The organism is Microcoleus sp. BROC3 (assembly GCF_036702515.1).
Taxonomy (GTDB): Bacteria; Cyanobacteriota; Cyanobacteriia; order Cyanobacteriales; family Microcoleaceae; genus Microcoleus.
This window is the reverse complement of sequence record NZ_JAUBTQ010000028.1, coordinates 1-25,131: the sequence shown is the minus strand read 5'-3', so window position 1 is coordinate 25,131 and position 25,131 is coordinate 1. Positions and strand designations below refer to the sequence as shown.

The following is a 25,131-nucleotide window of genomic DNA, read 5'->3' as shown; positions in this document are numbered from 1 at the left end:
GTCCGGTCGATTAACCATGATATAATCAGGAGGAACACCACCCCCATCAAATAAAGAATGCCAAAACGAATTACGATCGCACCTCATCTGAGTCCAGAAGAGCTACAAGCTCGTTTCCGTCAAGCTAAAACAACAACCCAGGCTCATCATTACCAGATTATTTGGCTGTTAGCGAGCGGAAAAACCACCGCAGAAGTGATGGCAGTGACAGGTTATAGTCGTGGTTGGATTTATGAATTAGTCTGGGGATACAATCATTTAGGCCCTGAATCCCTCGGAGATCAGCGTTGCCAAAATACCGATCGTGACCCTCTGCTGAATGATGTGGAACAAGCTCAATTGTGGCAAGTCTTACAGCAGCCACCCCCCGATGGCGGGCTGTGGAATGGTCGTAAAGTGGCCGACTGGATGAGTGAACTCAAGGGTGAAAAAGTCTGTCGTCAAAGAGGGTGGGAATATCTCAAGTCCATGAAGTTTCGATTGAGAGTTCCTCGCCCGGAACATCAGGAATCAGATCTTCTCGAACAAGAGGAATGGAAAAAAAAATCTGGGTCAGTTCGTCAAGAAAATCAAGAAGGAGAACCTAGAAAGCGACGTAGAAGTCTGGTCAATGGACGAACATCGTTGCTTGATTGAAACCAGTTTTGATGCGGGAAGGGGTGGATGAGTTTAGTAATGCTACGGCTGTTGTTAACTGGCGGTTTCAATGGTTGTGGTTATATGGTTTCGTACATCCGAGTACGGGAGAAACATATTGGTGGATACTGCCATTTGTCAACAGCCAGCTTTTCGAGCGAGTTTTAGAAGATTTTGTCAGACATTGGAAAGTAGGACCGAAAAAAAGAGTCGTTTTAGTTGTAGACGGAGCCGGATGGCACTGAGCGTGAAAACGTGAAAATCCCCGACGGCATACATTTGTATTGTCTACCTTCACACTCACCCCAACTCCAACCAGCAGAAAGGTTATGGCCCCTGACAAATGAACCGATAGCCAATCGCTGTTTTAAGAGCTTAGATGAATTAGAAGCAGTGTTATTTGAGCGATGTCAAAAACTGTTAAATCTCAAACAGTTAATCAGTGGTTTGACTCATTTCTATTGGTGGCCGGAGGCAAAAGTTTAATCATGGTTAATCGACCGGACATGATATAACTTGAAGGACGAAGTTCGGCAACAAGCAATGTACGGGATTTAATTGATTTAAACGAGCTTCGCGTTCAATCTAAAATCTAAAATCTCAATTCAAAATCGAACAATTTTGCCATGTAATCTAAAATCTAAAATCTAAAATCTAAAATCGCATGACTCCCACCTTATTCGGTCGCTGGCAAACTCGGTTATTGCTATTTGCAACAGTAGGCGTTTTAGTAACCCTGCCCTTTTTTATAGGTTTAATGACCTCCAAATCAGGCTCAATTTTTTTCTGGATTTTAGGGTATGTAGCGATTTTTGGTCTCGGCTGGGATGCTTTATATATATACATCCAGCAGTTCCGCTGGGATCGAGATTGGCCCGGTGCATTTCAATTGCTCGCCGGGATTTGGGAAGCACTTTTTGTGTTATTTTTAATCAAAATTATCGGTTTGCCCGGGATACCTGCACAAGATTTTGACTTGGGATCTTTTGCATTGCATTATAGTTTAGTGTGGCTGGCTATTTATCTGGCGTCGCAAACATTGATGCGAATTTTCTTTCCCCACTGGCGTTTCCGAGGCGGTGAATGGTTTTAAGAATAGTTTTGAGTATAGTAAGGTGCGCATTGCGCACCAGTAGGGGAACGGCATTGCCGTGTCCGGCGGCGGGATCTGCGACTTTTAATAATAAAAGGTGCGCATTGCGCACCCTACAGAATTTATAGTAAGGTTCAGCGCTCCTGTGCACCCGACAGAATTTATAGTAAGCTCAACTCAAAATTGCTGGCATCCTTCAATGCACCGTCCTCCTTGTATTTTCTCATTTTTTTCTGGTTCTGGCTTGCTCGATCTGGGTTTTGAGTCGATCGGCTTTAATGTAGCGTATGTCAATGAAATTTTCCCACCTTTCATGCAAGCATACCGCTATTCTCGGCAGTGCCTGAATTTGCCGCTACCAGAATACGGATATTGCGAAGGAGAGGAAGCAGATGTAACTCGACTTGTAGGGGGAGAACCAGCTTTTCGCCTGCGGGAATTGATGCAGGATGCCCGCAATCATCACGATATTGTGGGGTTTATCGCGGGGCCGCCTTGTCCTGACTTTTCTATTGGTGGTAAAAACCGGGGTGGGGAAGGAGATAAAGGCAAACTTTCAGCTTCCTACATTGAATTGATTTGCCAACAGCAGCCGGATTTCTTTTTATTTGAAAATGTGAAAGGTTTGTGGAGAACCAAAAAACATAAAGCTTTTTACGACGAACTAAAACATCAGTTGGCTGATTCGGGATACGTTTTTGCCGAACGTTTAATTAATGCGATAGAATACGGTGTCCCGCAAGATAGGGATAGAATTATTTTGATTGGACTTAGAAAAAACCTTGTCAAAAATCTGGGCATTTCCCTAAAGGAAAAAAGCCCAATGTTAGCCGAAAGTTTATTTCCTTGGCAAAGTCAGGTATTATATCCTAAATCAGAAATTTTTTCTCATCCTTGGCCGGAGAGAACAGCCTTTGCAGATGATGGTTTCGTGCCTTGTCCTGATGGCATTCCCCAAGATTTAACGGTAGAATTTTGGTTCCAAAAAAATGACGTTCTCAACCATCCCAATGCCAAACACTATTTCCAACCCAAAGCAGGCCTTAAGCGGTTTGCTTCCGTTGATGAAGGAGATGATTCAAAAAAATCTTTCAAGCGATTGCACCGATGGCGTTATTCGCCAACAGCTTGTTACGGCAATAATGAAGTTCACTTGCACCCTTACAAACTTCGTAGGCTTTCTGTTGCAGAAACACTGGCTATTCAGTCACTGCCAAAAGATTTTGCACTGCCAGCCAAGATGACCTTGACTAATATGTTTAAAACTGTTGGCAATGGGGTTCCTTATTTGGCTGCACAAGGTATTGCCAAAACAATTTTTAATTTTTTATATATAAAACAAATAGATAAATAAGCGCAAAAGTCTTTCAGAAACCCGGTTTATTGCTAGATTTGTCGTGACTAATCCCAAAACTCGTAGAAACCGGGTTTCTAACCCAGGGTAACAGTTAATCGTTGCGCCTCACACACGCTAGAGATTGGTGAACGCCGTTGTTTAAATGAACTAATAAAAAGAAAAATTCACAAATGGTTTAGACTTGTTATATAATAGTTGGTTAAGGTTGAAAACCTATATTTTTTATTGCCTGCAATTCGCCATGACCGTTAAACCCCGCCGCTATCACATCACTACTTTCGGATGCCAGATGAATAAAGCCGACTCGGAACGGATGGCCGGCATTCTGGAAAATATGGGCTTTGAGTTCTCGGAAGACCCGAACGAAGCTAGCTTGATTCTCTACAATACTTGCACGATTCGCGACAATGCCGAACAAAGAGTTTATTCTAACCTCGGAAGGCAAGCTCATCGCAAGCGCCAAGAACCGGGTTTAACTTTAATTGTAGCTGGATGCGTGGCGCAGCAGGAAGGCGAAGCGCTGCTGCGCAGAGTGCCGGAATTAGACTTAGTAATGGGGCCGCAACACGCTAACCGACTTGAAGATTTGCTGGAACAAGTTTTTGAGGGCAATCAAGTTGTGGCGACTGAAGCTGTTGAGATTATGGAGGATATTACTAAGCCGCGCCGCGACAGCAAGGTGACTGCTTGGGTGAATGTAATTTACGGCTGCAATGAACGCTGCACTTATTGTGTTGTCCCCAATGTTCGCGGGGTTGAACAGTCGCGAATGCCGGAGGCAATTCGGGCGGAAATGGAGGATTTGGGCCGTCAAGGTTACAAGGAAGTAACTTTGTTGGGGCAAAATATTGATGCTTACGGACGCGATTTGCCGGGGACAAAACCGGACGGCAGCAACCAGCATACTTTGACGGATTTGCTTTATTTTGTTCAGGATGTGCCGGGAGTCGATCGCCTCAGATTTGCTACTAGCCACCCGCGCTATTTTACGGAAAGATTGATTAAGGCTTGTGCGGAATTACCGCAGGTTTGCGAACATTTTCACATTCCTTTTCAGTCGGGAGATAATGATATTTTGAAAGCGATGTCGCGAGGCTATACTCAGGAAAAATATCGCCGGATTATTGATACAATTCGCCGTTATATGCCGGATGCGTCGGTTACTGCGGATGCGATTGTCGGTTTTCCCGGGGAGACGGAAGCGCAGTTTGAGAAGACTTTGAAGTTAATCGCAGATGTTGGTTTCGATTTGGTGAATACTGCGGCTTATTCGCCTCGCCCGGGGACGCCTGCGGCTTTGTGGGAAAATCAGTTGAGTGAGGAGGTGAAAGCCGATCGCCTGCAACGAATCAATCATGTCGTCACAACAACGGCGATGGAACGATCGCAGCGCTATTTCGGACGCACTGAAGAGGTTTTGGTGGAAGTGCAGAATCTTAAAGATTCAACTCAGGTGATGGGACGCACTCGCGGCAATCGCCTCACATTTTTTAAGGGCGATATTGTAGAATTGGCGGGTAAAATTGTGCGGGTTAAAATTACAGATATTCGCGCTTTTAGTTTGACGGGAGAAATGGTGGAATAGTTTTGGGTTTTGGGTTGAATTACCAAAAATAATGTTGTCCAACTCAATACTCAAAACATAAAGTGTAGGGTGTTAAATCGCAACTAGATTTGTGGGAAGTAATTTAATATCGGCAGCAAATTATGCTGAAACTAATTCGCATTTTGCTGCCCAAAACTCTTCCTAAAAATAAGCATGACAGGAGTATTGAGTTCCCGGAATATCTAAGTGCGCGAAAAGACGAGGAAGGAAATAAACTGTTTCAAGCCAGGGCAAGAAACCGGAATCGAATGCGGAGGGAAATGATGCAATTTTCGATTAAATGTGGCTGTTGGCTGTGGATTCTGGGGACGGTTTAAGTGAAAATGACCCGGGGCGAATTGAGGCTTTTGACAGGCGGGAGGGGGATTTTAACCGCAGAGATCGCAGAGGAGAGAGAGGAAGAGTGGAACAGAGGAGATAAATAGTCTTAAAGCGGTTCGTCTCTGCGTTAGCTGCGCTAACTGCGTGTATATTTGTCGAAAAGTCCTAGGAGTATTGAAAAATGACAACGATGCGGATCGGGCTATTGTTCGGGGGGCGATCGGGCGAACACGAAGTCTCAATTAGTTCGGCGCGGGCGATCGCCCGCGCCCTGGCTGCTGACGAAAATGCCTCTAAATACGAAGTTCTGCCCTTTTACATCCAAAAAAACGGCCGCTGGCTGTCGGGAACATTACCTCAACAAGTGTTAGCCAGCGGAAAACCTCTGGAAATAGAGGAAGAACCAGGACAAAACGACTCTCCCGCTGGACAGTTTCCTAATTTTAATGCCGTAGATGTTTGGTTCCCTGTTTTGCACGGGCCCAACGGCGAAGACGGTACGGTGCAAGGGTTGCTGAAATTAATGCAAATTCCTTTTGTCGGTTCCGGGGTTTTAGGTTCGGCGCTGGGAATGGATAAAATTGCCATGAAAATGGCTTTTGCTCAGGCTGGTTTGCCGCAGGTAAAATACATCGCTGTCAACCGTTCCGAAATCTGGTCTAATCCTTGCGTTTTCCCCAAACTGTGCGATAAAATTGAAGCAACTTTGGGCTATCCTTGCTTTGTTAAACCGGCGAATTTGGGTTCGTCTGTGGGAATTTCTAAAGCTCGATCGCGGACTGAGTTAGAAGCAGCTCTCGATAGCGCCGCCAGCTACGACAGGCGGATAATTGTCGAAGCGGGTGTGGTTGCTAGAGAATTAGAATGTGCAGTTTTGGGTAACGACAATCCCAAAGCTTCAACAGTGGGAGAAATTACTTTTCAAAGCGATTTCTACGACTACGAAACTAAATATACCCAGGGACAAGCCGACTGCTCAATCCCGGCAAAAGTCAGCGGTGCGATCGTCTCGCAAATCCAAGAAATGGCAGTACAAGCATTTTTGGCTGTAGACGCGGCAGGTTTAGCGCGAGTAGACTTTTTCTACATTGAATCAACCGGAGAAGTTTTGATTAACGAAATCAACACTTTTCCCGGCTTTACAGCTACCAGTATGTATCCGCAAATGTGGGCAGCGGACGGCATTTCTTTCCCCGAATTAGTAGACCGTTTAATTCAATTAGCTCTCGAACGGCACGGGTAAAAAGGTTGAATCGCGCCCTGCAAAATGCTGCCTTGCCAACTGCAAAAAATATTTTTTTCGCAGGTGATATATCCATACCAGCAGAAACGATATAACATGGTTGTGGCAGGCAGTGCCTGCCAGCAACCCAATTTCCGCTGCGGGTCGAGCAACTGGGAATTTTCAGCGGTCGGGTATAAATAAATGCAACATAAAATGGTTAACGGAGAAGGGCGAATAGCAGTGTCAATCTCACATCTTGCATCTCAAATTTTAACTCGGTTAACTTAGATGAGACGTTTCACTCAACTGCCGCAGTGGTGGACTTACGGACTGGTATTTCCCCTAGCGGTACTAAACTGCTGGTTAGCCCTCCTAGTCTTTGAATATTTTCGCGCCCTGATTACAGTTTTGGTAGTCGCTACAGTGCTGTCTTTTTTGCTAGATTATCCAGTGCGCTTTCTGCACAGATACGGCCTGAAGCGCGATCGAGCAGTTTTGTCGGTATTGTTTTTGACTTTACTGCTATTGGTGGTTTTAGGCCTCACTCTGGCCCCGATTCTGCTAAACCAAATTACTGAACTTGCCACCCGACTGCCGACTTGGATAGTTTCTGGCACAGAACAGATTGAAGCGTTCCACAAGTGGGCGGAGAATCGCAATCTCCGCATTGATGTGAGCGGTTTGACTACCAAATTGAGCGATCGACTTTCAGCTCAATTGCAGTCACTCACTGGGGAAGTTCTCAAATTTGGCTTGGGTGCTGCAGACAGCCTGTTGAATTTCCTCCTCACAATAGTCGTGACATTCTACTTGCTCTTGCACGGCGATCGCGTGTGGGAAGGCTTGTTTAAATGGTTTCCCTCCAAGCTGAGCCTTCAATTGCGAGAGTTGCTGGCGCGCAGCTTCCACAACTACTTCGTCGGGCAAGCAACTTTGGCGGGTTTGATGGGACTGTCGATGACTGTTGCTTTCTTAATTTTGCGAGTTCCCTTCGGACTGCTGTTCGGTTTGGGTGTGGGTGTAATGACCATAATTCCCTTCGGAGCACCTTTAAGTATTTGCATTGTCAGTTTGCTGATCACATTAAACAACTTTTGGCTCGGTGTCACAGTTTTAGCTGTCGCTACAGTAATTGAGCAAGTAATTGAAAGCGGGGTTGCTCCTCGGTTGTTAGGCGGTTTTATCGGTCTCAATCCCGTGTGGATTTTAGTGGCGCTGCTGGTGGGGGTTAAGGTGGCGGGAGTGGCAGGTTTGTTAGTTGCTGTGCCGATGGCTGGTTTTATTAAGAATACTGTTGATATTTTGGAAATTTCGAGGAACAAGTCGAGGGAAATCGATTCGGTTAGTTCCATTGAACCTATGGAGCAATAAAATTGCCAACTCGGTTAAAATTTAAAATTTTAACCGAGTTTTTCCGGCTATTTTGACTTAGGTTTAGTTGGTACTTTAGCTTGAGGATTTACAGTTTTTTTACTTCCTGCTTTAGGTTTAGGCTTTCCGGGTGCTTTACCTCCTGTGCTGGATGCAGCCGGAGTGAAAAACCGCGTTTATACGTTAACGTCGATCGCTCGCAACGAAGATTTTGACTCTTAACCGGGTTTTTGTGAGTCCATGACTGTTGTAGAGTTCGGATATCAATCCTGTGAACATTTCATGTCAATGCGGAATATCCTGGCCTGCGATCGTAGTCTTGATTATGGAAGTGTGAGGTAATTCGCCAGTGCTACCTGAGTTCGATCGCTCTCAAAAGCTGGAATCAACAAATTGCCTGCGACTGTCCGGTTTCTACCCCACCTTGTAGGGTAAACCCCACCAGTCAAGCAGACATCACAAATGCTTGAATTAAAATTAAAGAGCCTGTACTTCTAACTTAATTACAGTAGGTGCTAAAAATGCAAAACCATAATTATAACTCTCGCTCTAACTCCCACCAAATCAATACTATGTCAACCCAAAATATGCCTGCATCTCAGCGTTCTAGCAGTTTTGCTTTCCCGAAAAAAATTGCTTTTTTATCTCTCCTTTTACTCGGCTCCACTGCAACTGTTGGGTGCAATGCCCTAACTTCTCAAGTTCCTGGAAGTTCTAACGCGATTCAAGCTCAACCTTCAACTCCAGCGCCAATCTCAGCATTGCCTGCAAATATATTACCCTCTCAAGACTCTAATTTTGTCACTAAAGTTGTCCAGGAAGTCGGCCCGGCAGTGGTGCGGATCAATTCTTCTCGCACGGTGAAGAACCAAGCTCCAGATGAAATCCCCGAGCAATTCCGCCGCTTCTTCGGCCCGGAATCTCCCATTCAACCGGGAAATCGGGTAGAAAGGGGTTCGGGTTCGGGTTTTGTTTTTGGTTCCGACGGCCGCATTTTGACTAACGCTCACGTTGTTGACGGCGCGGATACGGTGACGGTAAAACTGAAGGATGGCCGCGAATTTGTCGGCAAAGTTTTAGGCGTCGATACAGTTACTGATGTGGCTGTTGTTAAAATTGAAGCTACCAATTTGCCTGTGGTGAGTTTGGGCAAATCTGAAGAATTAGAGCCGGGAGAATGGGCGATCGCGATCGGCAATCCCCTCGGTTTGGACAATACTGTGACTGTGGGCATTATTAGCGCTACAGGCCGTTCTAGCGCCGATGTCGGTGTTCCCGACAAGCGCGTCAGCTTTATTCAAACCGACGCTGCGATCAATCCCGGCAATTCCGGTGGCCCGCTGCTGAACCAGCGCGGTCAAGTTATCGGCATGAATACGGCGATTATTCAAGGCGCTCAAGGATTGGGTTTTGCTATTCCGATCGATCGAGCACAACAAATTGCGGACCAATTAGTAACAGCAGGAAAAGCCGAACATCCTTATCTCGGCGTTCGGATGTTGAGCATTACTCCCGAAATCAAGAGAGAATTTAATCAAAATCCCAACACCAAATTGAGGCTGACTGAAGATAAAGGCGTGTTAGTTTTGGGAGTTGCGAAAGATTCTCCGGCGGCACAAGCTGGAGTTCGCCTTGCCGATGTCATCAAGAAAATCAACGGTACGGAAGTAAGTGATGCTGGCAGCGTACAGCAAATTGTTGAGAAAAGTACAGTGGGCAGCGATCTGCAGCTTGAATTGAGCCGCGGCGGACAACCTGTTACTGTGGCGGTGAAAGCGGGTGCTTTTCCAGCCGACCAGCAGCGGTAGAATTGTTGATTGAAACTTAGATCTTGCACCATTGTCAATAATCCTTTTATGAACAGGCAAGATGCCTGTTCCACAAGAAAATTAATCTCTTGTGGAACGGGCATCTTGCCCGTTCTTAAGAATGCTGCAAGAGGTGAGTTTTAATCGGCTTGGTCTGTGAGAAGGGTTTAAACCTCCGGCGGGATGTCGGGGGTAGTCATTATAGTAAGTTACCATAATTTATATGGGTTATTAAGAGGTAGAAAGATGGCTAACATTAATCGGAGGCGTACTGAAAATATTAACGGTAACTTTTATGTAGACAATACCTGCATTGACTGTGATACTTGTCGGTGGATGGCACCTGAAGTATTTGGTCAAGCGGGAGAACAGTCTGCGGTTTACCACCAGCCAACTAATGAAACTGAAGAAATGCGATCGCTCGCGGCTCTTTTGTCCTGTCCCACCAGTTCGATCGGCACTGTAGAGAAACCCAAAAGCATCAAACAAGCCCAGCAAATGTTGCCCGCACTGGTAGCAGAAAATGTCTATCACTGCGGCTACCACTCAGAGAAATCCTACGCCGCGGCCAGCTATTTAATTGTCCGTCCCGATGGCAATATTTTAGTTGATTCTCCCCGTTTTGTGCCGCCGCTAGTCAAAAACATAGAAGCAATGGGCGGCATTCGCTATATGTACTTGACTCACCGCGACGATGTGGCAGACCATCAACAATACCACGATTATTTTGGGTGCGATCGCATTCTCCATGCTGACGAAATTAACGCGGGTACTCGCAGTGTAGAAATTAAACTGTCTGGTAGCGAACCACATCAAATCGCAGATGATTTGTTGATTATTTCTGTACCTGGTCACACGAAAGGTCACACAGTTTTGCTTTACAATAACAAGTTTTTGTTCAGCGGCGATCATCTTGCTTGGTCGGAAAGTTTGCAGCAGCTAGTGGGCTTTCGCGAAGTCTGTTGGTATTCTTGGCCGGAACAAATCAAATCTATGCAGAATTTGGCTAATTACTCGTTTGAATGGGTGTTGCCGGGACACGGCCGCAGGTATAATGCCGATCGACAAACAATGAGCAATCAAATGCAACAGTGTGTTGCTTGGATGCTCAGTGCTTAATACCGCAGATTTCAACTAAGTGAAGTACATTCACCCCACCCGCCCTATCGGGTACCCTCCCCTTAATAAGGGGAGAGTTGGGGAGGGGTGTACTCCATTTAGATGCCAAATGCTGTAGTTGAAAACCCCTTTTATTCTCCGCCGTTGAAACAGCTATTAGATACACAAAGTCCTAGCAGAGGGGGACTAAGAAGAAGTGGGGATATTTAAGCCGGATTGGGTATTAAGCCTTTGGAATGGCAACCAAAGTGATAGAATTAGCGGGATAAGTTGCCTGAAAACCTGCGGCGCTGACACCTAAATCGGTCTGACGGACGATCGCCTGCAAATTCGCATCGCTATAACTGTAAACTTGAGCTTTGGCGGCTGGGTTAAATCCTTTCAAACTCAACTTGCTGGTCAAATTTTGGCTAGTTTTATTAATAATTACCAGCGTCAGAGTACCATCACTGGTACGATCGGCTGCGTAGATTGACAAAAGCCCTTGATCTGTGCTAGCTGAGCGCACCCAAGTATCGCCGTACTTACCGCCTTTTCCGTCGTAATTCATGTACATTCGGAAAGCCTAAGCCCCCGGTTCCGATATACATTTAAATTTTATTTTTTGGGCGGGCTAGAAGCACCCCACAAGATTATATGCGTAAGGTGCCCATTGCCCACCCGGAGAGACTTATTTAACCTTGACTGTAAGCCTCCATTGGCAAACAAGAACAGACAAAATTGCGATCGCCAAACGCATTATCTATCCGCCCCACCGCCGGCCAAAACTTATGTTCGCGAGTCCAAGGTGCCGGATAAGCCGCTTGCGCGCGAGTATAAGGACGATTCCACTCATCAACCATCAGAGATTCGGCGGTATGCGGCGCATTTTTCAATACGTTATTTTGCGTGTCAACATTACCTTTTTCAATTTCCGCAATTTCCGATCGAATTGCAATCATTGCATCGCAAAAACGGTCTAATTCCTGCTTCGATTCGCTTTCCGTCGGTTCCACCATTACCGTACCTGCGACCGGCCAAGAAACCGTCGGCGCGTGATAGCCGTAATCCATCAACCGTTTAGCGATATCTTCGACTTCAATAGCCGCAGATTTTTTGAGCGCTCGCAAATCCAGAATACACTCGTGCGCCACCAAACCAGCTTTCCCTTTGTACAAAACCGGATAGTAAGATTCTAAGCGTTTTGCCATGTAATTAGCATTAAGAATTGCTACTTTTGTCGCTTCAGTTAAACCCACTCCTCCCATCATCCGAATGTACATCCAAGAAATAGGCAAAATGCTAGCACTTCCCCAAGGCGCGGCGGAAACAGCACCAACTGATATTTGTTGACTGTTGACTGTTGACTGTTGACTGTTAAGGATAGAATGACTGGGCAAAAATTCTACTAAATGAGACATTACCCCAATCGGCCCCATTCCCGGCCCGCCGCCGCCGTGGGGAATACAGAAAGTTTTGTGCAAATTTAAGTGACAAACATCAGCACCAAAATCACCGGGGCGGCACAAACCAACTTGAGCATTCATATTTGCGCCGTCCATATAAACTTGTCCGCCACAGTTGTGGACAATCTCGCAAATCTCTTTAATTTCTTCCTCAAAAACGCCGTGCGTAGATGGATATGTCACCATCAAAGCCGCCAGTTCTTTTTTGTGTTTCTCTGCTTTTTTCTGTAAATCTGCGACATCAATATTGCCCTGGGAATCGCACTCGACTGCAACTACTTTCATCCCCGCCATCACCGCGCTAGCCGGATTTGTACCGTGGGCTGACTGGGGAATCAAACAGATATTTCGGTGAGATTCGCCTCGGTATTCGTGGTATTGGCGAATAACTAACAAACCCGCGTATTCGCCTTGGGAACCGGCGTTGGGCTGCAAAGAAATTCCCGCAAAACCGGTGATTTCTGCCAGCCACTGTTCTAGTTGCACGAACATCATTTGATAGCCACGAGTTTGATCGCGGGGTGCAAAGGGATGTATCTTGCCAAATTCTGCCCAAGTCACGGGCATCATCTCTGCAGTGGCATTCAATTTCATTGTGCAAGAACCCAAGGGAATCATCGATGTATTTAGCGATAAGTCCTTGGCTTCTAAACGGTGCAAATACCGCAAAAGTTCAGTTTCTGAATGATAGCTGTTGAAAACTGGATGGGCGAGATAGCTGCTGGTGCGATCGCAAAAATCAGGTAAGGTCAAATAGGAATTCAATGAGTCTGCATCCAGCGGAATGTTGAGAGCATTCTGCCCGTCTGCCCTGATATAATCTTTATTCTGTGCAAAAATTTCCCACAACTCTTGCACATCTTCAACGCTGACAGTTTCATCTAAAGTGATTCCCACTGTCGAATCATCAAAAACTCGGAGATTAATTTTGCGAACTTTAGCAGCTTCTAGAAGTTCTGACAGCGGTTTATCTCCCAATTCTACCCGCAAAGTATCGAAGAAATGTTGAGAACCAATTTTGTATCCGAAACTTCTTAAACCGGATGCCAAAAGTGCCGTTAAACTCCATACTTTCTCAGCAATGTCTTTCAGTCCAGACGGGCCGTGATAAACAGCATACATACTCGCCATTACTGCCAGCAAAACTTGAGCAGTACAAATATTGCTAGTAGCTTTTTCGCGGCGGATGTGCTGTTCGCGAGTTTGCAAGGCCAAGCGCAAAGCAGATTTGCCGTTGGCATCTTTAGAAACGCCGACAATTCGCCCCGGAACTTGCCGTTTAAACTCTTCTCGCGTGGCGAAATAGGCTGCGTGGGGCCCTCCGAATCCCATCGGCACTCCGAAGCGCTGAGTGCTTCCTACGGCTATATCCGCGCCGAATTCGCCGGGGGGTGTGAGCAAGCAAAGGCTCAATATGTCGGCGGCGACTGTGACTAATGCGCCGACTTCGTGTGCCGATCGAATAAAATCCGTATAGTCGTAAATTGCGCCGTCTGTGGCGGGGTATTGCAGGAGAGCGCCGAAGATTGTACGATCGAACTCAAAGCTTTGATGGTCGCCGACAATTACCTCAATTCCCAACGGCTTAGCGCGAGTTTGCACAACTTCAATAGTTTGAGGGTGGCAATCTTGGGAAACAAAAAACGCTTTTGCCCCCTTTTTGCTGGTGCTGTAACTCACCGCCATGGCTTCCGCCGCCGCTGTCCCTTCATCTAGCAAAGAAGCGTTGGCAATTTCCAAACCAGTGAGGTCAATTATCATGGTTTGGAAGTTCAGTAAAGCTTCCAATCGCCCTTGAGCAATTTCGGCTTGGTAGGGAGTGTAAGCTGTATACCAGCCGGGATTTTCTAGGATATTCCGCTGAATGACCGGGGGAGTGATGCAGTCGTGATATCCTGTGCCGATGTACGATCGAAATACCTGATTTTTTGCAGCAATTTCTTTCAATTCTGCCAAAGCGCTGTACTCGCTTTGCGCTGCGGGAAGTTGTAGGGCGCAAGAAATGCGAATCGCCGCAGGAACCGTTTTGTCAATCAACTCATCAAGGCTAGAAATCCCCAAAACATTGAGCATTTGCTGGATTTGGCTGGGTGTCGGGCCAATGTGCCGGGCAGCAAAACCATTGATGGGGGAAAGGTTTTGCTGCTGGTTGGGTTCAAGTTGAGGGCTGTAGAGTACCAAGGCTGATTCTCCTGAATTGACTTTTCTTCTTTGTTTGTAACATTTTGCTAAGGAAGAAGAAAGTTCGGCAACGAGCAAAGTACGGGATTGAAAGGATTTAACCGATTTAGCGGATTGATGTTGAGGTTCGAGATTCGAGGGAAGAGGTTCGAGGGAAGAAGGAAGAGGAAAGATTTTTCCCATTCTCCCCCTCCCCCACTCTCCCCTACTTCCCCTCCCCTACTCGCCTTCCACCATTTTTCGATACTCCGGGGCCGATAAAGCGTCGTCTGCTTCGCTGGGATTGTCAACGCGCACTTTCAGCAGCCACCCATCGCCATAGGGGTCGTCGGCCACAATTTCGGGAGACTCTACAATCTCATCATTGCGTTCTACGACTGTACCGGTAACTGGTGGGTTTAAGTCTGCAACGGCTTTCACTGACTCGACTGTACCGAAAGGTTGGCCCTTTTCCACCGTGGCACCGACTTCTGGCAATTCCAAAAATACGATATCACCTAATTCAGCCACGGCAAAGGCTGTGATACCGATCGTGGCTATGTCGCCTTCGAGTCGGATGTATTCGTGGCTGTCTAGGTATTTCAAGTCATCTGGGTATTGTGCCATGTCTTTTCTCGCAATAAACAAAGTATCAAGTAAATTTTATTGAATAACGCACCCTACAACTTGGTGAAATTTTGCCGAAATTCGTAAGGTGCGTCAGTCAGAGTTTTTCGATGGGAGGCGAAGATGATTTGAGCTGACGCACCCTACAAGCTAGGTCGGTGTGGAGAGCGATAAAATGGTTTTTTTACCACACTAGCCGGATAGTTTTTTCCGCGAATTTCGACTTCTAATTGCTGACCGATTTTAGCTAATTTTGCCGGAACAACGGCGAGGGCTACTGCCCGATTCAAAGTAGGCGATAATGTACCGCTAGTGACTTCTCCTACTGTTTCGCCTTCAAAGATTATCGGATAGCCGTGGCGCGCAATGTGCCGCCCCTGCATTTCTAACCCTACCAAGCGCTTCGACACCCCATTTGATTTCTGCTGTTCCAAAACCTCTCGCCCAATAAAATCGCCTTTGGTGTCCAGGTGAACAACCCAACCCAATCCCGCTTCTAAAGGCGTAGTATGGTAATCGATATCTTGACCGTAAAGAGCCATTGCTGCTTCTAGACGCAAAGTATCTCTCGCACCCAAGCCGCAGGGTACAACGCCAGCAGTTAACAGTTTTTGCCAGAGTTCTTTTCCAACTTCGGCATCGACCATAATTTCAAACCCATCCTCTCCGGTGTAACCTGTTCTGGCGATAAAACTCGGCTGTCCCAACAGGTTTGTTTCTAAGTGACCGAAAGCCTTAATTTGTGCGAGGTTGTCTGACACAAAAGGCTGGATAAAGTTAACAGCTTGTGGCCCTTGAATTGCGATCAAAACTTTGTTTTTAGAGATGTCGGCAAAACTAACTCCGCTCAATTCTAAGTGGGCGGCAATCCAAGCTTTATCTCTGATGCGAGTGGCGGCGTTGACAATGATTACTGCCCGTTCTTCGCTAGTAGTGGCATCGGGTTCTTGGCAGTAGAAAATAATGTCGTCTAAGATGCAGCCTTTGGCATTTAGCAAGACTGTATATTGAGCTTGACCGGGTTGCAATCGGCTCAAATCAGAGGGTACTAAGGATTGAAATTTTTCTCTTACTTGTTTCCCTCTCAAACCAAATTTGCCCATGTGGGAAATGTCGAACATTCCTGCTTGCTGGCGTACGGCTTGATGTTCGCTGCTGATGCCTGCGTACTGCACCGCCATCTCCCACCCGGAAAAGGGAACCATCCGAGCTTTGAGTTCTAATGATAGGTCGTATAGAGGCGTGCGGGCAAGTTGGCTCGGCCTCTCTGGATTGCTGGGTTCAGTTGACTTGGCCACAGGTAGCGCTTTGGTTGCGGGTAGAATGTTTTGATTTTACCAAAAATTGAGTTCGCATTTTTGGACGATCGACTTGGGGATAAATCGTCGATAAGTAAGCCCACCTAAAAAAACAGAATACCGGTATTCCCGAATTCTGTAAGAAGTCGAGGATCTAACAGGTATCGCTTTTTACGTTTTTTTAATGGAGAATAGCGGGCTCGAACCGCTGACCCCTACAATGCCATTGTAGTGCTCTACCAACTGAGCTAATTCCCCTTTCTTTTCGCGCTCTCAATCATGCCTTAAGTTACCAATATTTGTCAAGCGTTTTTACAAAATTAATTTTGAGCCTTGGACTGGCAAGGCTTTGGGCTTTTTGTCAAAAAACATCTCCTCGCTTCTGGATAATCGTCAATCCCTACTATCATTTAGTAAGTGTGTTGGGATATTTCGGTTAAATGGCTCAAACAAGACCCCATGAGGAAGTAGACGACTACCAGAGCCGCTGCTGAGACAGCAACTAGAGCACCTGCTAGCATTAGTGAAAATTCCCGTTGCGCGATCGCCTCCTGCATCAAGTGCAAAGACCAAGCAACGAGGGCAACGTCAATTATTAAAATAGAAATCAGCATAAGTTACGATTTGTAACAGCGTACCTATTGTAACAAAACTTTTGGCTGAGTGCCGCGCAGCTCAGACCTATTTAAGTTTTGCTGTAAAACCCGCAGGCAGCACCGGAAAGCCCCTAAGCAAAAATGATAGCTTTGCTTAATAATTACGATATGCAAAGTAAATGAGAGCTAGCTCAGCGTTATAGGTGGCGTTTTTGATTTGGAAGCCAGCGATTCCCTAGGGGATTAGGTGCGCTTCACACGCTTTTTTGAGGGTCAGGGTGCGATCGACCTTTGAGTATAACTGATTTGATAGCAGAAGGTCTGAGCCGCTATTGCACTTGGATGCTGTAAAATTAACTTTATTAACCTGCTTGAAAAGATGACAAATCGCTCTACTCGCGCCCTTTTTCACAGCAAAACACTCAACACTGCTTTGCGTGCTTTTAGCTTTCCGCAAGATATGGAAGTGCGCCGCCAAAAATTGGGAACGTGGATTGCTGCACTTAAAACTGGTACGTTAGACGAAGTTAAAGAAGTTTCGCTGCACGGCAGTTTTATTAATGATATTTTTCAGGATGTTTTGGGATATTGCTCGGTAATTCAAGGTGCGGGGAAAGCTTGGGAAATTAACGCGGAACAAACGATATCTGATGGCGGCGGTTCTGCTGACGGGGCGATCGGCTTTTTTACTGCTGCTGACAATCCTAAAGGCAAAGCCGTGTCCCTGCAAGGTAAAGTGATTGCTCCGATCGAACTCAAGGGAGCGAAAAATGATTTAGATCGTCCCGCATCTGGGCGAACCGAATCAGCAGTTGACCAAGGTTGGCGCTACGCTAATTATACACCAGATTGTCGCTGGATTATTGTCTCGAATTATCGAGAGCTGCGACTTTATCATACCAATAAAACTCCCGCTTATTACGAACAATTTTTTCTGACTGACTTGGCGGATATTGCAGCTTTTAAGCGGTTTTACTTTCTGCTGTGTCGCCGCAATTTTTTGCCTCAAAACCAAGCTCAAACAGTTTCTGTTATTGACAGACTGTTAAAAGACTCTGACGAAGCTCAAGAGGAAATTACCAATAAATTATATCCAGAATACAAAGCAATTAGACTCGCTCTCGTCAAGCATTTTCGCTTTTCTGGGCCGCCGGATATCCCCAACCGCGATCGCGTACTCATCGAAAAAGCTCAAAAAACTTTAGACCGTGTTTTATTCATAGCTTTTTGTGAAGATAAAGGGTTGCTGCCGCGAAACACCCTCAGCAACGCTCACGACCACAAAGACCAATACAATCCTAGATTAATTTGGGAAAATTATCAATCTGTATTTCGCTGGGTAGATGTGGGAAATGATGACCCTCCTGTACCGGATACAACGGCGGTTTATTTAAATTCGATCCGGTTTTAGACGCACAATTGACTGTGCCAAATCCCTTATGCAGTCAGCTTAAGAATTTGACGAGATTTGATTTTGATACCGAAGTTTCCGTCGATATTTTGGGGCATATTTTCGAGCAGTCTGTTACAGATTTGGAAGAATTAAATGCTGAAACTACCGGACAGGAATACAATCAGAAAAAAGGCAAGCGGAAAACTCAAGGTGTGTTTTACACGCCTGCTTTTATTACTCAATATATTGTCGAGGTTTCTCTTGGTGGTTATTTGCAGCGACGAGAGCAAGAATTGCGCGATTTATTCCTAATGAGCGAAGTTGCTGGAGTGTCGGTTCAGCCACCCAATAAAACTGCAATTAAGTTTTGGAAAGCGTATCGAGACGAAGTGCTGCAAAAAACGCGAGTCATCGATCCGGCGTGCGGGGGAGCATCCCGGTTTTGCGCTTTTGAGCATCAAACGGATATTGATCCGTTAAGGTAGGCGCAGCGAAGCTTAAGCATTTGATTAACATTTTTCATCAACCACTGCGCTCCTGAAATTTTTAACCTTCTATCAATTTGTTTTACTGCCGACTCTACAGCTCCGGAACCGATTGAGCAAACCTTTTGTGTTGACAATTGGTCGTAGTTAACAATCCGTCGGCGATGCTTCTCCAAATAAGCACAAAAGTTCTGGGCTTGTTTTTGACGGCAAGACTTAAATAAATTGATGGTTTCCTCGACTCGTCCTTGCCACAGAAACTCCTTACCCTGCGCCAGACGCTTCAACGACCCACCGACCTTACATAGATTTTCAACTAAGTGATACCAATCTAAAATTTCCCGCCGCGCCCCGTCAGGATTCAACTGGACAATAATATTCCAAATGCCATCATGACCATCTCCCAAACAGGTTAGTAGCTCTGATAAAGGCTGACTGTTCACATAATTAACTAACGCTTGGTTGTCAAGAAAAAATGCCCCGTAATAACTGTCGTGCAGTCGCACAGCCTTGTAGTCAAGCCAGTGACTGCCCTCTCCCTTTTCTTTTCTGAGACGGACTTTCCCCCCATCCACACTGGTTTCCTTTACCTCCCAAGCAGCTATTATGGGCGCCCATTCTTGCTTTTCCACTAATCGGTGTAAACAAGTGTGGCCTATATGCACTCCCGTCTGGGCTGCTATTTCACTCTCAGCTTTCTCATAAGAGAGATTAGCCACCTGACGCAGGCAGCACTTTTCCAATAATGGAGCTAAACGAGTAGATTTTTTGACTCCCAATTTTTCGGCTGGTTTTTCAGTAATTATTAGCTTACCAATGCAACTTTTTACTGTGCGAGACCCTCCTGATTCTGTTCCTGTTGCCTGTTTGATAAAAAAAAACCAACCTCCGGCCCGACTAATTCTAGCCATTGCTCTCGAATATGCTTTTCGATTGTTTCCAGACTTGATAATTCTGAGACCGGAGTATTTGTGTACATAATCTCGGCAATCTCAGCAGCACAAGCTTTTAAACGCTCCTTCTGTTCAGGGGTCATAGCCACTCCTCCTACGAATGCAGTTCACGCTTCTATTGACGCTCTACCTATTATCCTCTCTTGATACTACTTTTACAAAACCGGGATGCTCCCGTTGGGGACCCACTTTTTCAAGCCATTGTTGCCTGAGATGCTTTTCGATATTTTCCAGACGGGTCAGTTCACTCGGGGCTGTATTGTCATACAAAATTTTAGCAATTTCTGCCGTACAGGATTGCAACCGCTCTAGTTCTTCAGGGGTCATGGCTCTTTTTCTCCACTTTTTTTGACGCTTTTATTAATTTTAACTATTTTACGCTTATTCGGATATATTTACAAAACCGGGATGCTCCCGGCGTGCGGTTCGGGTGCTTTTTTGATTGCGGCTTTTGATTATTTGATGCAGCAGTACGAAAGAGTCGATCGCGAATTGAATGCTTTGGGGTATAAGCCAAAAAACGGCAACTCGCTGGAATTTGACAGAAGCATTTTAAGCAACAACCTGTACGGCGTAGATTTGCTGCCGGAATCGGCGGAAATTACCAAACTTTCCCTGTGGTTGAAAACGGCGGAACCTGGTAAAACCCTGACTTATTTGGATGATAATATTAAAGCGGGCAACTCGATCGTCGCTGACAGTAATGTAGCAGATACAGCGTTTGATTGGCAAGCTGAATTTTCCCAGATTTTTGCTGATGGCGGTTTTGATGTTGTCATTGGCAATCCGCCTTACGTGCGGCAGGAGTTGCTGTCTCTAATTAAACCATACTTGCAAGCAAATTATGAATCATATAACGGCGTAGCAGACCTTTATACTTACTTTTATGAACTCGGGTTAAAGATTCTCAAACCGGGGGGTGTGCTTTCGTATATTGTCACAAATAAATGGCTGAGGTCTGGATACGGCGAACCTCTACGCAAGTTCTTTGCCAGTCAAGGTTTACTAGAGCAAATTATTGATTTCGGACACGCCCCAATTTTTGAGGATGCTGATACTTTTCCGTGTATTGTCGCAGTCAGAAAACCTAACGCTTCTCTATGTATCTCTGAAACTGAAAGCGAGATTGAGCAAGGTAAATCTGAACCTAATTCGCCTGTGATTGTTTGTCCAGTTCCGCGCGAGGAACTTGCTAATATCAACTTTACACAATACGTTCAACAACACGGCTATCAAATTTCGCGATCGCGTTTCAATGCGAGTGCTTGGAGTCTGGAACCTCCTGCTGTTGATGAGTTGATGCAGAAAATTCAACGAGTGGGTGTTCCGCTCAAAGATTTTGCAGGTGTTAAGCCTTATCGAGGTATTTTAACAGGATTGAATGAAGCTTTTTTAATTGATGAAGCTACTAAAAACAGTCTAGTTCAAGCAGACCCTAAATCCGCTGAAATTATCAAGCCTTATTTACGAGGTCAAGATATTAAACGCTGGAGTCCAGAGTGGGCGAATCTTTGGGTTATTTTGCTGAAATCTAGCAGCGATAGTGTATGGCCCTGGAGTAAAGCAAACGATAAAGCAGAGGAAGTATTTGCACAAACATTTCCATCGCTGTATCAGTATATGAAGCCGATGCAAGAAAAACTGTCTAAGCGTTCCGACAAAGGGCGTTACTGGTGGGAACTGCGTAGCTGTGCTTACTACAGAACTTTTGAACATCCCAAAATTGTTTATCAGGAAATAAACACTTTTCCCGCTTACGCTGTAGATTTTAATGATTATTTTATAAACAATAAAGTATTCTTTTTACCGCATTTTAACTTATATACTTGTGGCTGCTTAAATTCCCCTATTGGATGGTGGATTGCTCATCAATTATTCCCTAAAATGATAGGAGATGCTGTTACTCCTCGCAGCGATTTAATGGTTGATTTTCCGAGCGCAGCACCAACTGACTCAATTCGTGCCGAAGTAGAACCAATTGTCAGCCGTTTAATTGAAATCGCCAAAACTAATCAAGAAACTCACCGAGATGTCTTGCAATGGCTAGAAATCACTTATTTAATTGATAAACTCGGAGAACAACTCGAAGATTTTTCTGCCCTTTCCTTTGCAGAGTTCGTAGCAGAAATCAGAAAGCGAATGCCGAAAACTAAATCCTCCGATCCTCTCGGCGTTGCTGGACTAAAAGCAGTCCGCGAAACTTATAACCCACATTCCGCACCCTCAACTGGCACATACACAGTTGGGGTGCTAATGGAGAGTCTCTAGGACGAGATAATAGTCAAAAATACCCGCTCCTGAAGGGGTCACAATCGCATCGACCTGTTGGGGCTTGCTGAAAATTAACTGCTTTCAGGCATCAGTCCTAGATTCTTCATCTCTAACAACACCTTTATCCGTCATAATTCACTATTAATAGACAGCAAATATCTTCAGCAGCCTGACAATTATACATCACTACTGAATTAAATATTTCTGAAATTTCAGTCAGTTTGGCTCATCAAACAAACTGCTTGATTTCAGAGTAATAAATAATCAGACCTACAGGAGAGCGGCAGCAAGTTTAATATAGCCATTCGCTCGGCTGTTAAATTAGAAATTTGTTGAATCCCTTGCAGGCTCACAAGATGAATCGATTGAAAAATCTGGCAAATCCAACGGAGGGTCGGTCGATTAGTTTGTTTACCTAACTGATTTTTAAATTTTGAATTGGTGCGTTGCAAATTGTGACGCAGTAACCTTTGACCTAAAGTATAGACCAACAAACACAAACCCATTACCAATGCCAAAGCTTCGATTCTTTCTGGCGACTTGAGAAATACACTGTCCGTAAAAAATAGCGGATATTTCAAGAATCCAAACCCTCTTTCTGCTGACTGCTGTTCCTTGTATTTCACAATCATATCGTCAGCCTCTAATTGCTTAGCTTCCAGCACATTAGTGGCGAGAATAAACCTGCCACAGGCTTTAGTTTCTTGGGCGAGCGCGCCTGTATCTGGTTCCAGTTTTGCTTGAACTTTAAATCTCAGTTTCGAGCTGGATGTCTCGCGAGAATTTGTCGCATTAGTATCAGTTTGTGCTGTAATTTCTTTGCTACTAACTTGGGTGATGTTGTAAAATTTTAGTTGTTTGGATAAGCGATGAGCTGCTGCGGCAGCGTCTGCGGCACAAGCCAATTCAATTTTTGAGAGTTCTTGCAGTTTATTCTCAGCTTCAGCCTTGGCTTTTTTGAGTTTTTTTTCAAGTTTTCGTAGGTCTGACTCGCGTCGCAAGCGGCTCTCTACTACTAACCATCTTTGTTCAATTCCACCATAATTACTTTTGTGTTCTGACCAACTATATCCACTCACAGAACAGGAGGTAAATTCTGCTTCATTTAACTGAGATACCAGTTGCTGCGATTGCTTGAGGCAAGGGCGGTACGCGGGTCAACCATCTTAAATTGGTTAACATAGATAAATTTGGGGCTGAATATAATGCACGCTCTGCAACCATTAAACTGTCGAGATTTAACTGTTGTTTAAACTCCTGACAAATTGATGCGAATACGGCACGATCTGATTCATTTCCCGAACCCACCCTTAAAAATAGTGGTACATCTCCTTCGCTACTACAAATTAAATCTAAAATGAATTGTTTTAAGTCGGACCTGTGGTCGCGGGAGTAGCCGTAGGTAATCTTAATTGGCACGGCCGATGACACAGGTTTAGTGGACTCGCGATCTCCGCGATCGAGTGCCGTTTCTGACTCGATAACAGATACAGATGCTAGCTCCGATTCGTATTTACCATGCAGGTGAAAGGAACTTGAATCTAAATGGGATGTCTCTGTATCGATCTCAAATTTTTGAGCTGCGGTTAATGCGATAGTTGTAAATATTTGGCTGCTGACTGCCAAATATAACTTGTCTAATACTCTACCTAAGCGGTATTCGTGTTTGGTGTGATGCTTGAATACCTTCACCCATTAAATGTTCGATTGCTTTGCCTTCAAAAAATTTGGGAAATAAGTATAATGGAGCCCAAACGTGCCCTAACCCATTGATAATCATCGCTTTGACTGCCTGACCCGGACTGACAATCTCACCCGGTTGTTCCCCTATTAACTCGTTGATTTTTTGGACAATTCCTATGGAATCAACTAGACCTGCTATCAGACCAAGATGGTCGAGATTAGAGACGGTTATCTCTGTTGCTTGATGCACGGGCTTCTTGAGTTCGAGCGAGTTGTTTGCTACCTGAGTTTAGACTATTTTTATCCGCAGCGCTGCACAGGGGACGACTGGTTTTTGTTGTTCATTTACACGATCGCACATTTTCATCCCTCAGCGTTTTACCAAGCTTTCGAGCGACACAGGTTGGTTGTTGTCGCGCGCACTTCATCTCCAACGATCTTTCACAGAAGCACTTGGGTCGGCTGTATTTTTCAAAATTGACCACGAATCGATCTCGTGACACGGCTTTCTGAGTATTTCTACTCACTTCTCGCCGACCGATCTACTCTTCCTTCCCACCCCAACTGTGTGTGTGCCAGTTGAGGGTGCCGAATGTGGGTCTAAATCACCCCAAACACCTCTGTTAACTTCTGGCACTTGGGCCATCATATTGGACATCAGGAAAGTAGCGCTGTTATTGGCTTCGTTGCGGGTGCGGTCGGCACTGGGTGCTATGTGTCCCCGGTCGTAGCCGCTTCCGGTGTAATCGTTGGGGCGGACTTTGGTGCGACTCGTTTAACCTAAAATAAGGGTTTTAAACCCTTATGGGACGGTTAGCCTAGCCGATTAACTCGGTTAGCGACAACTGATTGCATATATAGGTGAGACTTTGTGAGTCAAGTCCTATCCTTCAAGTGCAGAGGTGAAAGCATATCCCCTAGTATGACTGGTAGCAACAGTCAGGCTAAAGCGGGGATAAAAGGCAGAACTACTGAGAGCCAAACTCGGTAACTGTCGAGCAAGAATCCATGCGTAGCGCAAGCAAAGATGTGTCCGAACCATCGTCACCCTAAATGGTGTAATGGCTAAATCAAGGATAAACCTGTTGAAAAACACAGTAAGACCTGATTAACACCAAGCCAAAAGGCAAGGATAGGGCATAAGCGGTTCCATGACCGACTTATAAGCACAAGCCTACAAAACCCGGTGGAAAGCATCGCGCTAAAGATTCAACCAATGTGCAATCGGAACGAAGTAACCCAACTAATTATCTCTGGAAAGGTCGATAACCAGTAAGTAGCTAACGAATGATAATTAGGGGCAGGATTGTATCACAAGCGAAAGCCTCAATGTAATACTGAGGATATGCTGACAGATACACGGTAATTTCAAAGATAGAGTCCTAGTAGCAATATATATGTCTAATACGCAGAACAATCAGACGGTGGAATGGAAAGACCTTAATTGGCGAAAGTTAGAAAAGGTTACTTTTAAGTTGCAAAAACGAATCTATCAAGCGAGTGAACGTGGTGATGTTAAAGCAGTTCGTAAACTTCAAAAGACCCTGATTAGGTCTTTGTCTGCAAAGTGTATTGCGGTTCGTCGGGTAACTCAGGATAATCAGGGAAGTGCGGCTTGTTGACGCGCCAAGGAGAAATCCGAAAGCGTCACACCTGCTGAAAGCAGGTCAATAGGGAAGGGTGG

Annotated in this window: 17 protein-coding genes, 1 tRNA gene and 4 pseudogenes; 12 read left to right on the top strand and 10 right to left on the bottom strand. The window is 45.3% G+C overall.

All coding sequences use genetic code 11. The features are described from left to right. Positions 1 to 57 precede the first annotated feature (57 nt). The 8 genes and pseudogenes from QUB30_RS18805 (at position 58) to QUB30_RS18770 (ending at position 10,536) form a co-directional block, all read left to right on the top strand. A pseudogene (locus tag QUB30_RS18805) lies at positions 58 to 1,122 on the top strand (IS630 family transposase). Positions 1,123 to 1,300: 178 nt separating this feature from the next. Continuing rightward, a complete protein-coding gene (locus QUB30_RS18800) occupies positions 1,301 to 1,729 on the top strand; it encodes a hypothetical protein (protein WP_333336306.1) in 429 nt (142 codons plus the stop codon). A 199-nt stretch (positions 1,730 to 1,928) separates the two neighbouring features. Then, positions 1,929 to 3,083, top strand: coding sequence for a DNA cytosine methyltransferase (locus QUB30_RS18795; RefSeq protein ID WP_333336302.1), 1,155 nt, complete (start codon positions 1,929 to 1,931; stop codon positions 3,081 to 3,083). Between the two features lie 244 nt (positions 3,084 to 3,327). After that, complete coding sequence (miaB, locus tag QUB30_RS18790; RefSeq protein ID WP_333336298.1) at positions 3,328 to 4,671, top strand: tRNA (N6-isopentenyl adenosine(37)-C2)-methylthiotransferase MiaB; 1,344 nt, start codon at positions 3,328 to 3,330, stop codon at positions 4,669 to 4,671. Positions 4,672 to 5,194: 523 nt separating this feature from the next. Next, complete coding sequence (locus QUB30_RS18785; RefSeq protein ID WP_333336294.1) at positions 5,195 to 6,256, top strand: D-alanine--D-alanine ligase family protein; 1,062 nt, start codon at positions 5,195 to 5,197, stop codon at positions 6,254 to 6,256. Between the two features lie 270 nt (positions 6,257 to 6,526). After that, entirely contained in the window at positions 6,527 to 7,609 is a 1,083-nt protein-coding gene (locus QUB30_RS18780) for an AI-2E family transporter (RefSeq protein WP_333336291.1), read from the top strand. A gap of 572 nt (positions 7,610 to 8,181) precedes the next feature. Continuing rightward, positions 8,182 to 9,417 carry an HhoA/HhoB/HtrA family serine endopeptidase gene (locus QUB30_RS18775; protein WP_333336289.1) on the top strand — a complete coding sequence of 412 codons (1,236 nt, stop codon included), beginning with the start codon at positions 8,182 to 8,184 and terminating at the stop codon, positions 9,415 to 9,417. A 246-nt stretch (positions 9,418 to 9,663) separates the two neighbouring features. After that, a complete protein-coding gene (locus tag QUB30_RS18770; RefSeq protein ID WP_333336286.1) occupies positions 9,664 to 10,536 on the top strand; it encodes an MBL fold metallo-hydrolase in 873 nt (290 codons plus the stop codon). Positions 10,537 to 10,759: 223 nt separating this feature from the next. Here the strand turns inward: QUB30_RS18770 and QUB30_RS18765 are convergent, their stop codons facing one another. The 6 genes from QUB30_RS18765 to QUB30_RS18740 all read right to left on the bottom strand — a co-directional run bounded on the left by QUB30_RS18765 (position 10,760) and on the right by QUB30_RS18740 (position 16,680). Continuing rightward, on the bottom strand, positions 10,760 to 11,086 hold the full coding sequence (locus QUB30_RS18765) for a hypothetical protein (RefSeq protein WP_333119933.1): 327 nt from the start codon (positions 11,084 to 11,086) through the stop codon (positions 10,760 to 10,762). A 124-nt stretch (positions 11,087 to 11,210) separates the two neighbouring features. After that, positions 11,211 to 14,162 carry an aminomethyl-transferring glycine dehydrogenase gene (gene gcvP / locus QUB30_RS18760; protein WP_333336424.1) on the bottom strand — a complete coding sequence of 984 codons (2,952 nt, stop codon included), beginning with the start codon at positions 14,160 to 14,162 and terminating at the stop codon, positions 11,211 to 11,213. 219 nt (positions 14,163 to 14,381) lie between these two features. Then, positions 14,382 to 14,768: a glycine cleavage system protein GcvH gene (gene gcvH / locus QUB30_RS18755; protein ID WP_333336282.1), complete on the bottom strand. Its 387-nt coding sequence runs from the start codon at positions 14,766 to 14,768 to the stop codon at positions 14,382 to 14,384. 143 nt (positions 14,769 to 14,911) lie between these two features. Continuing rightward, positions 14,912 to 16,066, bottom strand: coding sequence for a glycine cleavage system aminomethyltransferase GcvT (gene gcvT, locus QUB30_RS18750; RefSeq protein WP_333336280.1), 1,155 nt, complete (start codon positions 16,064 to 16,066; stop codon positions 14,912 to 14,914). A 185-nt stretch (positions 16,067 to 16,251) separates the two neighbouring features. Then, positions 16,252 to 16,324: transfer RNA gene (locus QUB30_RS18745), tRNA-Ala, on the bottom strand. Positions 16,325 to 16,476: 152 nt separating this feature from the next. Further along, positions 16,477 to 16,680: a hypothetical protein gene (locus QUB30_RS18740; RefSeq protein ID WP_015176252.1), complete on the bottom strand. Its 204-nt coding sequence runs from the start codon at positions 16,678 to 16,680 to the stop codon at positions 16,477 to 16,479. A gap of 361 nt (positions 16,681 to 17,041) precedes the next feature. On the opposite strand from QUB30_RS18740, the gene QUB30_RS18735 reads away from it, so the two are divergent. Next, positions 17,042 to 18,073, top strand: coding sequence for a hypothetical protein (locus tag QUB30_RS18735; RefSeq protein WP_333336274.1), 1,032 nt, complete (start codon positions 17,042 to 17,044; stop codon positions 18,071 to 18,073). Positions 18,074 to 18,087: 14 nt separating this feature from the next. Further along, positions 18,088 to 18,540, top strand: a complete 453-nt coding sequence (locus QUB30_RS18730; RefSeq protein ID WP_333336271.1) for a hypothetical protein — start codon at positions 18,088 to 18,090, stop codon at positions 18,538 to 18,540. Here QUB30_RS18730 and QUB30_RS18725 read toward each other — a convergent pair. Further along, positions 18,513 to 19,576 (bottom strand): ISKra4 family transposase gene (locus QUB30_RS18725; RefSeq protein ID WP_333336269.1). Its coding sequence is split into 2 segments (ribosomal slippage): positions 18,513 to 19,423 and positions 19,423 to 19,576, totalling 1,065 coding nucleotides; the frame shifts between segments, so codons are not numbered across the junction. The genes QUB30_RS18730 and QUB30_RS18725 overlap by 28 nt on opposite strands. Positions 19,577 to 19,619: 43 nt before the next feature. Next, positions 19,620 to 19,820, bottom strand: coding sequence for a hypothetical protein (locus QUB30_RS18720; RefSeq protein ID WP_333336266.1), 201 nt, complete (start codon positions 19,818 to 19,820; stop codon positions 19,620 to 19,622). A gap of 81 nt (positions 19,821 to 19,901) precedes the next feature. On the opposite strand from QUB30_RS18720, the gene QUB30_RS18715 reads away from it, so the two are divergent. Beyond that, a complete protein-coding gene (locus tag QUB30_RS18715; protein ID WP_333336262.1) occupies positions 19,902 to 21,761 on the top strand; it encodes an Eco57I restriction-modification methylase domain-containing protein in 1,860 nt (619 codons plus the stop codon). Positions 21,762 to 22,012: 251 nt separating this feature from the next. Here the strand turns inward: QUB30_RS18715 and QUB30_RS18710 are convergent. Both QUB30_RS18710 and QUB30_RS18705 read right to left on the bottom strand, forming a co-directional pair. Then, positions 22,013 to 23,697 (bottom strand): annotated as a pseudogene (locus QUB30_RS18710) (IS1634 family transposase). A 273-nt stretch (positions 23,698 to 23,970) separates the two neighbouring features. Next, positions 23,971 to 24,195 (bottom strand): annotated as a pseudogene (locus QUB30_RS18705) (DNA/RNA non-specific endonuclease); the annotation flags it as partial. A 649-nt stretch (positions 24,196 to 24,844) separates the two neighbouring features. Between QUB30_RS18705 and QUB30_RS18700 the strand changes: the two are divergent. Next, positions 24,845 to 25,054, top strand: a pseudogene (locus QUB30_RS18700) (reverse transcriptase N-terminal domain-containing protein); the annotation flags it as partial. Between the last annotated feature and the right edge of the window lie 77 nt (positions 25,055 to 25,131).